Raw genomic sequence first — 12,111 nt, 5'->3', positions numbered from 1 at the left:
AATTTGAGTAATTTTTAAAGAAAGAATAATTTAAAGGAAAATAAAATGACAATCGAAATTCTTGTTCCAGATTTACCGGAATCCGTTGCGGATGCAACTGTTGCAACATGGCATAAAAAAGTTGGTGAAGCGGTAAAACGTGACGAAGTCTTAGTGGAAATCGAAACAGATAAAGTGGTACTTGAAGTGCCAGCTTTAAGTGATGGCGTAGTGGCTGAAATTCTTCAAGAAGAAGGTGCAACCGTAGTAAGTAAACAGCTTTTAGGTAAACTTTCTACTCAACAAGCGGGCGATATTTCATCAGAGACAGTGAAAGGCAATGAGCCAACACCAGCAGATCGTCAAAAAGCAGCGATTGAAAATAGTCACAATAATTCAGCGGATCAAGGTCCAGCTATTCGTCGTTTATTAGCTGAACACGATTTAGATGCAGAGAAAATTCAAGGTTCTGGTGTAGGTGGTCGTATTACCCGTGAAGATATTGCACGTGAAGTGGCAAAACGTGATGCTCAAAAAGCAAAACAAGATGTGGCGACAGAGCAGAATACAATCAGCACTGTGGCATACAGCTCGCGTTCAGAAAAACGAGTACCAATGACTCGTTTACGTAAACGTATTGCAGAGCGTTTATTGGAAGCGAAAAATACCACCGCAATGCTCACCACATTTAATGAAGTGGATATGCAGCCGATTATGAAATTACGTAAAACATACGGTGAGAAATTTGAAAAACAACATGGTGTACGTTTAGGCTTTATGTCTTTCTACATTAAAGCCGTGGTTGAAGCATTAAAACGTTATCCTGAAGTGAATGCTTCAATTGATGGTGATGACATTGTGTATCACAACTATTTTGATATTAGCATTGCCGTTTCAACGCCGCGAGGTTTAGTTACACCAGTATTACGCAATTGCGACAAACTTAGCATGGCGGATATTGAGAAACAAATTAAATCACTCGCAGAAAAAGGCCGTGATGGTAAATTAACGGTTGAAGATTTAACAGGCGGTAACTTCACCATTACTAATGGCGGCGTGTTTGGTTCTTTAATGTCTACACCAATCATCAATCCACCACAAAGTGCAATTTTAGGCATGCATGCCATCAAAGAACGTCCGGTTGCGGTAGATGGTCAAGTGGTGATTCGCCCAATGATGTATTTAGCCCTATCTTATGACCACCGTTTAATTGATGGTCGTGAATCCGTCGGCTTCTTAGTAGCAATTAGAGACTTATTAGAAGATCCAACTCGTTTGTTATTAGAAATTTAAGCACATAGGCTTTTTCTCTTTTCAGGGAAAAAGCCTTTTTTATATCGAAGTAATTAAAAGGGCGGGAACAATGCCCGCCTTTCTATCGTTAAAATCCAATCTTTATTTAGTTATTTTGCGTACTAAGATTGCTAAGATAAAGGTAATGATGATAACAGGAAAAGTCAGACCTAAATCGCTTTCCCAACCTTTTGCCATAAGAAAACGATAGAGCACGAAGCCGACAAACCAAACGCCGAGTCCAACACCATCAACTGATTTTCTCACATCATGCTGTTTAAGCACAAAGAAATCAGCGATAAGCACGGCGATCATTGGCGCGAATACTGAGCCAATAAAGAACAAGAAATGTTCGTATTCTGTTACAGGTAAGGTTGAGGCTAATATGATGCCCACAATCACGGTCAGAACTGAGATTGGCGTGACTTTAAATTGAGGGAAAATATTGTTTAAACTCATGCCGGTGGAATAGGCGGGAAGAGCCGTGTTAATCATGGTAGAGGCGATGACAATTAATACGCCAATAACACTGACACCAGCAAGCGAAAGAATTTGTGAGATTTCAGATTTACCGGTCACTAATGCTGCACCTAAGCCAAGAGCATACATCCAGCAGCTAGTCGCGGTATAAGTCAGCGTTGAAAGTGCGGTCGTTTTAAATGGCGTTTCGCTATTCTTCGTATGGTCAGATACTACCGGTAACCAAGAAAGCGGCATGACGGCAGCAATTTCAACAGCTGTACCAAATTTAATATTTTGTGCTACATCCATGGCAATGAATGGTTTATTCGCAACTTGAATACTTAGCCACAGCATCAGTAAAAACATGGTGACAAGTGAGAGGCTTTTGAAAATACCTAATTTAGTGAAGCCGAGTAGTAGCCAAAGTATGATGAGTATGCCTAAGCCAAGTGTAAGGAATGGAAAGATGGAAGCATCAGCTGTTTGATTTAAGATAGAAATGACTTCAGCCCCCATATAAATCATGACAGCAGTCCACCCCATCAGTTGCATGGCATTGAGTAAAGAGAAAAGGGCAGAACCTTTTTCACCAAATGATATTTGTACCGTTTGCATGGCACTTTTTTGGGTTTTTGCACCGATGTAACCTGCACAGAAAAACATCGAACCACCAATAAAGTGCCCAACGACGATGGCAATTAAACCTTGTTGCCACCCTAGAGGAGCAAACCAAGTACCAGTGAGAATTTCTGCCATTGAAATAGCAGCAGTAAACCAAATGAGCGCAATCGCAAGATTGCTTGATTTTTTTGTTTGCATGTTGTTATCCTTAACATGGATTGTGGTTATTCTAGCTCAGTATATAGCTCAATATGTAAAGAGCAAGCCCAGAATTTAAAATAAAACAAAGTGCGGTCACATTTTTGTTTATTTCGCTAAACAACATCAAAATAGGAAGGAAATATGAATTTACATGAGTACCAAGCCAAGCAGCTTTTTAAGCAATATGATTTGCCTGTGAGTGAAGGAGTCGTATGTCAAACAGAAGATGAAGCTGAAATGGCGCTCTTTCAGCTAAATGGCGATGTTTGGATAGCGAAATGTCAAGTTCACGCGGGTGGACGTGGAAAAGCCGGTGGTGTGAAGCTCGTGCATAATGCAGAAGAAGCGCGTGCTTTTGCAGATAAATGGCTTGGCCAACATTTAGTCACCTTCCAAACTGATAAAAAAGGCCAACCCGTTAATAGCATTTATATTGAAGAAACATGCCAGATTGAGAAAGAACTCTACTTAGGTGCAGTGATTGATCGCGCTTCGCAGAAAGTGATTTTTATGGCTTCTTCAGCAGGGGGGATGAGCATTGAGGATGTGGCAAGAGAAACGCCTGAATTAATTTATAAAGTGACAATTGATCCTCTCGTGGGTGGAATGCCATATCAAGGTCGAGAATTAGCCTTTAAACTTGGTTTAAGCGGCGAACAAAATAAACAATTTGCCGAGATTTTTGTAAAACTCGCTCAACTTTTTATCGAAAAAGATTTTTCTTTAGTTGAAGTGAATCCGCTCGTGGTGACGAAAGAAGGCAATTTAATTTGCGTAGATGCGAAAGTGAGCATTGATGATAACTCACTTTATCGACATCCTGATTTATTAGCCTTACGTGATTTAAGTCAAAGTGATGCACGTGAAGCAGAAGCAGAAAAATATCAGCTTAACTATGTTGCTTTGGAAGGTGATATTGGCTGTATGGTCAATGGCGCCGGGCTTGCTATGGGTACCATGGATATCGTGAAATTATATGGTGGTAACCCTGCAAACTTCCTTGATGTTGGTGGCGGTGCAACTAAAGAGCGCGTGGCTGAAGCCTTCAAGATTATTCTCACAGATAAAAATGTGAAATCTGTCTTAGTGAATATTTTTGGTGGAATTGTACGCTGTGATCTGATTGCTGAAGGTGTCGTGGCGGCGATTCAAGAAGTCGGTGTAAAAGTACCTGTTGTGGTTCGATTAGAAGGAACCAATGCCCCACAAGGCAGAGCAATTTTAGCCGAAAGTGGTGTGAATTTAATTGCAGCACATAGTTTACAAGAAGCGGCACAAGCGGCAGTGAAAGCGGCAAAAGGAGAATAATCATGGCGATTTTAATTAATAAAGAGACAAAAGTAATTTGCCAAGGTTTCACTGGTGCACAAGGGACATTTCACAGCGAACAGGCATTGGCTTATGGTACCAAGTTAGTGGGTGGCGTTTCACCGAATAAAGGCGGAACAACTCACTTAGGTTTGCCGGTATTTAATACAGTGCGTGAAGCGGTGCAAGCTACAGGGGCTACGGCAACCATGATTTATGTGCCCGCACCATTTTGTAAAGATGCCATTTTAGAAGCTATTGATGCAGGTATTCAGTTGGTAGTCTGTATTACAGAAGGCATTCCAACATTAGATATGCTGTTGGTAAAACAAAAATTAAATGAAACGGGTGTTGTGATGATCGGCCCAAATTGCCCAGGTGTGATTACACCGGATGAGTGTAAGATTGGTATTATGCCGGGGAATATCCATAAAAAAGGCAGAGTAGGCATTGTTTCTCGTTCAGGTACTTTGACTTATGAAGCGGTAAAACAAACAACAGATGAAGGTTTCGGTCAATCCACTTGCGTAGGGATCGGCGGCGATCCTATTCCAGGATCTAACTTCATTGATATTCTTAAACGATTCCAAGAAGATCCTGAAACTGAAGCCATCGTGATGATTGGTGAAATCGGTGGCTCTGCAGAAGAAGAGGCGGCAGCGTTCATTAAATCTCATGTGACAAAACCTGTGGTGGCTTATATCGCTGGTGTAACGGCGCCAAAAGGCAAGCGTATGGGACATGCAGGAGCGATTATTAGCGGTGGGAAAGGAACCGCTGCAGATAAAATTGCTGCACTTGAAGCGGCGGGTGTGAAGACAGTGAGAAGTCTCGCTGAAATCGGTTCAGCCCTCCGTGAATTGTTGAAATAAAAACTTAAAAAATTGACCGCACTTTGGATGAGTTTTCAAAGTGCGGTCGTTTTTTATAACAAATTCTTATAACCTGTCTCTAAATCGGTGTATAATCTCATCAGTTTTTTAAGGACAAAATTATGAGCCAATTTTTCTATATCCACCCTGAAAATCCGCAAGCGCGTTTGATTAATCAAGCGGTAGAAATCTTGCGTCAAGGTGGCGTCATTGTGTATCCGACAGATTCGGGCTATGCCTTGGGTTGTATGATCGGCGATAAACATGCGATGGATCGTATCGTAGCGATTCGTAAATTGCCAGACGGGCATAATTTTACGTTGGTATGTAGCGATTTATCCGAGCTTTCAACCTATGCAACGGTCAGTAATGTGGCTTATCGCTTAATTAAAAACAATACACCGGGGCGTTATACCTTTATTTTGACGGCAACAAAAGAGCTTCCTCGTCGATTAATGACGTCAAAACGCAAAACGATTGGCTTGCGTGTACCGGATAATCAAATAGCTTTAGATTTATTGAAGGCATTAGGTGAACCGATTTTATCTTGCTCACTGATGTTGCCTGATAATGAACATATGACTTATTCCGATCCTGAAGAGATTCGCGAATGCTTAGAACGTCAAGTGGATTTAATTATTCATGGTGGTTATTTAGGTCAAGAGCCAACAACGGTGGTAGATTTAACGGAAGAATCACCAGTCATTTTACGTGAAGGAAGTGGTAGTACCGCTCCTTTCATTTAACTTATTTTAGACGCTTGGGAAAGCGACAAAGGAAAACAAATGAAACCTATTCAAAAACCAGTCAGACAAGAACGTGAAAAACAAGCGGGAAAACAATCGCACTTTGAGCGTAAAGATCGTAAAAGTGCGGTCAATTCTGACATCAAATCAACTCCTAAGACTAAGGTGGCTAAGCCATCTCGTCAATCTACTGTAGAAGGTGAAAAATTACAGAAAGTGCTTGCGCGAGCAGGACAAGGTTCTCGTCGCGAAATTGAAGCAATGATTGCTGAAAATCGTGTGAGTGTCGATGGCAAAATGGCGACCCTTGGCGATCGTATCGATGTACATTCTGGTGTAAAAGTGCGTATTGATGGTCGTATCATTAATCTTCAACAAGCACAAAAAGAAGTATGCCGTGTATTAATGTATTACAAACCAGAAGGTGAACTTTGTACGCGTAGTGATCCCGAAGGTCGTCCAACTGTATTCGATCGTTTACCACGCTTAAATGGCGCAAGATGGATTGCTGTCGGTCGTTTGGATATTAATACTTCAGGCTTATTGCTTTTCACAACAGATGGCGAATTAGCGAATCGTTTAATGCACCCAAGCCGTGAAGTTGAGCGTGAGTATTCTGTGCGTGTATTTGGTCAAGTGGACGACGCCATGTTAGCGCGTTTACGTAAAGGCGTACAGTTGGAAGATGGTCCAGCCAATTTCAAAGAAATCAAATTTGCGGGCGGTGTGGGGATGAATCAATGGTACGACGTGACTTTAATGGAAGGTCGTAACCGTGAGGTGCGCCGTCTGTGGGAATCACAAGGCATTCAAGTAAGCCGCTTAATTCGTATTCGTTATGGCAACATTAAGCTGATGAAAGGCTTACCGCGTGGTGGTTGGGAAGAAATGGATCTGGAAAACGTCAACTATTTACGTGAATTAGTGGGTTTACCGCCTGAAACCGAAACCAAATTAGACGTAACAAAACCTCGTCGTCGACCAAAATCAGGTCAAATTCGTAAAGCAGTAAAACGTTATACTGAGTTAAGTAAACGCTATAAAAAATAGGTGGTATTCGCGATGAAAATGCAGCAACTCCGCTACATTGTTGAGATTGTAAACCAAAATTTAAATGTGACTGAAGCCGCGAATGCGCTTTATACCTCTCAACCTGGTATCAGTAAACAGGTTCGCTTGTTAGAAGATGAATTAGGTTTAGAGATTTTTGAGCGTAATGGTAAACACATTAAATCCATTACACCGGCAGGTAAAAAAATTGTCGCCATTGCTCGTGAGCTTTTAGTGAAAGCCCAAAGCATTAAATCAGTGGCCAATGAATATACTTGCCCGAATCATGGCGTGTTACGCATTGCGACAACTAATACGCAAGCGCGTTATATGTTGCCGGCTGTGGTGGAACGTTTCTCGAAACAATATCCGGATGTGAGTTTGCATATTCATCAAGGTTCACCGACGCAAATCCATGATGCATTGATTTCGGGCGAAGTGGATTTAGCGATCACAACAGAAGCGCCGTATCTTTTTGATGATTTAATTCAACTGCCTTGTTATTTGTGGAATCGTTCGGTAATTGTTAAACCTGACCATCCTTTAGCAAAAGTGAAAAATCTTACTGTTGAGGAGTTAGGCAAATATCCATTAGTCACTTATACCTTCGGTTTTACCGGTGTATCTGATTTGGATTATGCATTTAACCGAGCAGGGATTCTGCCGAATATTGTGTTTACCGCAACGGATGCTGACGTGATTAAAACTTATGTGCGTTTAGGATTAGGTGTAGGTATTATGGCCTCTATGGCACATACACCAGCAGATAAGGATTTAGTGGCGATTGATGCAGGGCATTTGTTCCGTGCGAGTATGACGCAAATTGCGTTTAAACACAGCACTTTCTTACGCAACTATATGTATGACTTTATTGAATTTTTCTCTCCACACTTAACCCGACCAATGGTTGAAAAGGCTGAGAAATTGCGTGATAACAGCGCGGTGAAGAAATTGTTTGATAATGTTGAATTAGAAGTGAAATAAGTATAGAAAAATATAAAAGGGCGGTCAGAATTTAATACGAATTCTGACCGCTCTTTTTTACAATAAAAATAAATGTGGCACTAAGTTCATGACGATAACTGTTGCAATGGAAAGCAATAATCGTGATGAGCCAAAGATAAAGCCGCGATTGGTACCGTTATCAAATTTTACTAATAAATTCGCCATCGCGGTTAAAGCATAGACTTCAATTACCGTGAAGATGACCAAGTAAATATAAGCAGAAACCACAGAAATATATTTCAACGTAATGAACCAAGGTAAGATAATGCCAATGGTCAAGATTGGTGCCACCCATAGGGTTTGTTTAATCGTTAAATTAATTTTTCGAGAAAAATAACTTTGTAATGACATGGTCAGTAAACCATTCACAAAAAGTGCAATGGGGGAGTGTTCCGGCATGCCTAATTTGTTATCAAACAGGAAAGGGAAGATCACAAAGAATGACGTTGAAATGGAAAGAGGAATAAACAACATCAAATGCACCAATAAAAATTCTTTGGTGATGATTTCTTTTATTTGGGCAAAGCGAAATTTCACTAAGGTTTGCAAAGTTTGGATTTGATAAAACGGTTTAACCATTAGGGCAAAGAGAACCGCTTCCATCGCAAAGCAGACCCAAATCAACCATTCAATGTGATTATATTTGATAAATGGAATCACTAACAAAGGCGCAAACATAGACGACATAGAGGAGACTTTTAAATATTTTCCCTGTAATCGAGTTTTCTCTTTGTATTCTTCACCCGCGAGTACCAATAGGCAGGCTTTCGCATTGGTACCAAACAAACAACTGCCTAAGCCAAAACAAGTGGTGGCTATTAAAAGCAGAATATAATTGTCAGCAGAGAGAAAGAAAATATAGGCAATGACATCTAAAAAGCAGCCGAGCAACATCATTTTAGCCAATCCAAAGCGATCGCCCCAGATACCAGCTAAAATCGCTAATGCTTGGTTACAGAAGAAAAGCAACGAGAGCGAAAAGGCAATTTCACTGTTGCTTAAGCCTTTTCTTTGTAAATAGATGAAAAATACCGTTTGCATGGAAAAGAATGCAAGGGTAGAAAAGAAACGACGAGTCAGTAAAAGTTTTTGTAAATTCATTGTTTTATTTAAAAAAGAAAAGCACGCGTTAAGAACGCGCGCCAGTAATTTGTTAAGTGCGGTCAAAATTTACGATGATTTTTAACCGCACTTGAGATTAAAAAGAATCGCGATATTTCACTAAATCTTCGCGGCTAATAGCAAATACACCTAGGCCGCCATTTTTTAGTTCAACCCATTCAAATGGCACATCTGGATATTGCTCGATAAGACTCACCATGCTATTGCCCACTTCACAAACGAGCATGCCATTTGATGTTAAATAATCCGGCGCTTGTTTTAAAATTTGTTTTGTAATTTCTAAACCATCAACACCGGAACCTAAGGCTAATTCAGGCTCATAATGGAATTCTTCAGGCATATCTGCCAAGTCTTCCTCATCCACATAAGGCGGATTGGTGACGATTAAATCATATTGTTGACCGAAGAGATTTTGAAATAAATCTGATTGAATCGGGAAAACACGATGTTCTAATTGATGACGCGCAATATTGATCTCTGCCACATTTAACGCATCCACAGAAAGATCGACTGCATCTACTTCCGCTTCAGGAAAGGCTTCAGCTGTCGCGATTGCGATACAACCACTGCCAGTACAAAGATCTAAAATGCGTTTTGGTTCAGATTTTAAAAGCGGAGCAAATTTATCTTGGATTAATGCACTAATTGGCGAGCGAGGAATAATTGTACGCTCATCCACATAGAATTCTAATCCGCAGAACCACGCACTATTCGTTAAATAAGCGACTGGCACACGTTGCTCAATACGGCTTAAAACCAATTGTACTAAGGTTTCTTTTTCTGAATGAGTCAGTTTACTGTTAAATAAATCTTGCGGTAAATCGAGTGGTAATTGAAGTCCCGCAAGGACTAATTGAAGGCTTTCATCCCACGCATTGTCATGGCCTTGCCCGTAATAAATATCAGAACGGTTGAATGTGCTGTATGTCCAGCGTAAAAAATCTTGAATGGTTGTTAATTCACTTGCCACATTATCTTCTAAAATTGTTGTAACAAGCTCTTGATTGTGTAAGGTTTCCATTTTCTGCCTCAATAAAAAATTTGGCTAGTTATACCATAGAATAGATGTGCTATCATTAAGCAAAATAACAAATTGAGAAAAATAATGACAGAACCAGACGATTTTGATCTTTTTCGGGCAGAAACCAAAGGGATCAAACCCATCAAGCAAGATACCTTTGTGGCACCTCGTCAAAAGAGCGGTCAAAAAAAATCCCATTTACGTGATATTCGAGAAAAAGAAGATACGCTTTTCTATTTTTCCGATGAATATGAACCCTTGCTAAATGAACATGATGGTGTCATCAAATATTTACGCGAAGGGGAAGATAGCCATTTATTGAAACAACTTCGTCGTGGTGATTTTTCACCTGAATTATTTTTGGATTTACATGGTTTAACCCGTGAGCAAGCTAAAATGGAATTGGCAGCACTGTTGTTAGCTTGTGAAGATGAGCATGTTTATTGCGCGAGCATCATGACGGGCTATGGAACCTTTACGTTGAAAAAACAAATTCCACGTTGGTTAGTTCAGCACCCTAAAGTCCGAGCGTTACACCAAGCTCCCAAAGAATGGGGCGGAGAAGCTGCGATACTCATTTTAGTGGATGTATAAAGAAAAAGTGCGGTCGAAATTGACCGCACTTTTTTTACATTTTTTCGATTGTCTTAATGCCTAATAACGCTAAACCTTGTTTTAAGGTTTTCTCTGTAAGAGAAGCGAGTTTTAAACGGCTTAATTTTACGTTTTCATCTTCTGCATTTAAGATTGGACAGTGTTCATAGAATGAAGAGAATACACCCGCCAACTCATATAAATAAGCACAGAGTACATGAGGTGTACCTTCTTTACCCACAGTTTGAACGGCTTCTTCAAATTGAAGTAATTTGATCGCTAATGCACGTTCTTTTTCATCTGAAAGCTGAATTTTCGCTTCTGCAAGTGCGGTTGGATTCACGTCTGCTTTATTGAAGATTGAACGAATACGCGTATAAGCATATTGCATATAAGGCGCGGTATTACCTTCAAAACTGAGCATATTATCCCAATCGAACACATAGTCAGTTGTGCGGTTTTTGGAAAGATCCGCATATTTCACCGAGCCAATACCCACCGCTTCAATAACCGCAGTTTTTTCTTCATCAGATAAATTGGTATTTTTCTCATTGATTAATACAGTGGCACGCTCAATCGCTTCATCTAATAAATCTGCTAATTTTACGGTACCACCAGTACGAGTTTTGAATGGTTTACCATCTTTACCCAACATCATACCGAAGTTTTTATGTTCAAGTGAGAAGCTATCTGGTACATAACCTGCTTTACGCGTAATTAACCAAGCTTGTTGCATGTGTTGGCTTTGGCGTGTATCAGAGAACACTAATGCGCGATCCGCTTTTAAGGTTTCATAGCGATATTTAGCCGCCGCAATATCGGTAGTGGTATAAAGGAAACCACCATCTTTCTTCTGAACGATTACCCCCATCGGTTCGCCTTCTTTGTTTTTGAATTCATCAAGATAAACGACCAATGCACCTTCATCTTCAACGGCTAAACCTTGTTTTTTCAGATCTTCAACGATAGCTGGTAACATAGGGTTATAAAGACTTTCACCCATCACATCTTTTTCGGTCAAGGTGACATTCAAACGATCGTAGTTACGTTGGTTTTGTTGCATGGTGATATCGACTAATTTTTTCCACATTGTGCGGCAATATTCATCCCCACCTTGCAATTTCACCACATAGTTACGGGCTTTTTCAGCGAAAGCTTCATCTTCATCATAATGTTTTTTCGCTTCGCGATAGAATGCTTCAAGATCTTGAAGTTCCATTTCACTCGCATGTTCATTTTCCATTTTTTCAAGATAAGCAATAAGCATACCAAATTGCGTACCCCAGTCACCCACGTGATTCGCACGAATAACGTTGTGACCTAAAAATTCAAGGGTACGAACAACAGCATCACCGATGATGGTAGAACGTAAGTGGCCTACGTGCATTTCTTTCGCAACGTTTGGTGAAGAATAATCAATCACGATGGTTTGTTTTTCATTTGCGCTGACACCAAGATTTTGATCTTTTAATGCGGCAGAAACATTATTCGCTAACCAAGTTGGATTTAAGAAAATATTAATAAAACCTGGACCAGCAATTTCAGTTTTTTCAGCGACATCAGAAAGATCAGCATGATCTAATACTTTTTGTGCAAATTCACGTGGATTTAAACCTAGTTTTTTAGCAGCAGCCATGATGCCGTTTGCTTGGTAGTCGCCAAATTGTGGTTTACCTGATTGGCGAATAAGCGCATCACATTGTTCATCTGCGCCAGCAGCAATCATCGCTTGTTTAATTTTATCGGATAAAATAGATTGAATATTCACGGTTTTTCCTAATCTTGAAATTGAATAATGAAAATAATCGGCTATGATACCGTTGTTTATAGATTTCTC

At 40.2% G+C, this 12,111-nt stretch carries 11 protein-coding genes; 7 read left to right on the top strand and 4 right to left on the bottom strand.

The annotated features are described in order from the left end of the window. Positions 1-45 precede the first annotated feature (45 nt). A complete protein-coding gene (gene odhB / locus INP93_RS08025; protein ID WP_197544618.1) occupies positions 46-1,272 on the top strand; it encodes a 2-oxoglutarate dehydrogenase complex dihydrolipoyllysine-residue succinyltransferase in 1,227 nt (408 codons plus the stop codon). A gap of 102 nt (positions 1,273-1,374) precedes the next feature. Here the strand turns inward: odhB and cytX are convergent, their stop codons facing one another. Further along, positions 1,375-2,553: a putative hydroxymethylpyrimidine transporter CytX gene (gene cytX / locus INP93_RS08020; protein ID WP_197544617.1), complete on the bottom strand. Its 1,179-nt coding sequence runs from the start codon at positions 2,551-2,553 to the stop codon at positions 1,375-1,377. A 144-nt stretch (positions 2,554-2,697) separates the two neighbouring features. Between cytX and sucC the strand changes: the two genes are divergently transcribed. The 5 genes from sucC to cysB all read left to right on the top strand — a co-directional run bounded on the left by sucC (position 2,698) and on the right by cysB (position 7,516). Then, positions 2,698-3,864 carry an ADP-forming succinate--CoA ligase subunit beta gene (gene sucC, locus INP93_RS08015; protein WP_197544616.1) on the top strand — a complete coding sequence of 389 codons (1,167 nt, stop codon included), beginning with the start codon at positions 2,698-2,700 and terminating at the stop codon, positions 3,862-3,864. Positions 3,865-3,866: 2 nt separating this feature from the next. Then, the gene (sucD, locus tag INP93_RS08010) at positions 3,867-4,736 is read left to right on the top strand and encodes a succinate--CoA ligase subunit alpha (protein WP_197544615.1); all 870 of its coding nucleotides are present in this window, start codon (positions 3,867-3,869) and stop codon (positions 4,734-4,736) included. A gap of 122 nt (positions 4,737-4,858) precedes the next feature. Beyond that, positions 4,859-5,482 (top strand): L-threonylcarbamoyladenylate synthase, encoded by a 624-nt coding sequence (locus tag INP93_RS08005; protein WP_197544614.1) that lies wholly within the window; start codon positions 4,859-4,861, stop codon positions 5,480-5,482. Positions 5,483-5,521: 39 nt separating this feature from the next. After that, positions 5,522-6,532, top strand: coding sequence for a 23S rRNA pseudouridine(2605) synthase RluB (gene rluB, locus INP93_RS08000; RefSeq protein WP_197544613.1), 1,011 nt, complete (start codon positions 5,522-5,524; stop codon positions 6,530-6,532). A 12-nt stretch (positions 6,533-6,544) separates the two neighbouring features. Then, on the top strand, positions 6,545-7,516 hold the full coding sequence (gene cysB, locus INP93_RS07995) for an HTH-type transcriptional regulator CysB (RefSeq protein ID WP_049366941.1): 972 nt from the start codon (positions 6,545-6,547) through the stop codon (positions 7,514-7,516). 57 nt (positions 7,517-7,573) lie between these two features. Here the strand turns inward: cysB and INP93_RS07990 are convergent, their stop codons facing one another. Together INP93_RS07990 and prmB are read right to left on the bottom strand one after the other, a co-directional pair. Further along, positions 7,574-8,638 (bottom strand): MFS transporter, encoded by a 1,065-nt coding sequence (locus tag INP93_RS07990; RefSeq protein WP_197544612.1) that lies wholly within the window; start codon positions 8,636-8,638, stop codon positions 7,574-7,576. 97 nt (positions 8,639-8,735) lie between these two features. Then, positions 8,736-9,680 carry a 50S ribosomal protein L3 N(5)-glutamine methyltransferase gene (gene prmB, locus INP93_RS07985; protein WP_197544611.1) on the bottom strand — a complete coding sequence of 315 codons (945 nt, stop codon included), beginning with the start codon at positions 9,678-9,680 and terminating at the stop codon, positions 8,736-8,738. A gap of 84 nt (positions 9,681-9,764) precedes the next feature. On the opposite strand from prmB, the gene smrB reads away from it, so the two are divergent. Further along, a complete protein-coding gene (gene smrB / locus INP93_RS07980; protein ID WP_005695969.1) occupies positions 9,765-10,274 on the top strand; it encodes an endonuclease SmrB in 510 nt (169 codons plus the stop codon). 34 nt (positions 10,275-10,308) lie between these two features. Here the strand turns inward: smrB and argS are convergent, their stop codons facing one another. Continuing rightward, complete coding sequence (gene argS / locus INP93_RS07975; protein WP_193451038.1) at positions 10,309-12,042, bottom strand: arginine--tRNA ligase; 1,734 nt, start codon at positions 12,040-12,042, stop codon at positions 10,309-10,311. Positions 12,043-12,111 lie beyond the last annotated feature (69 nt).

Origin of the sequence: Haemophilus parainfluenzae (assembly GCF_014931415.1) — a bacterium.
GTDB classification, from domain to species: domain Bacteria; phylum Pseudomonadota; class Gammaproteobacteria; order Enterobacterales; family Pasteurellaceae; genus Haemophilus_D; species Haemophilus_D parainfluenzae_AF.
This window is presented reverse-complemented; position numbering and strand designations above follow the sequence as displayed.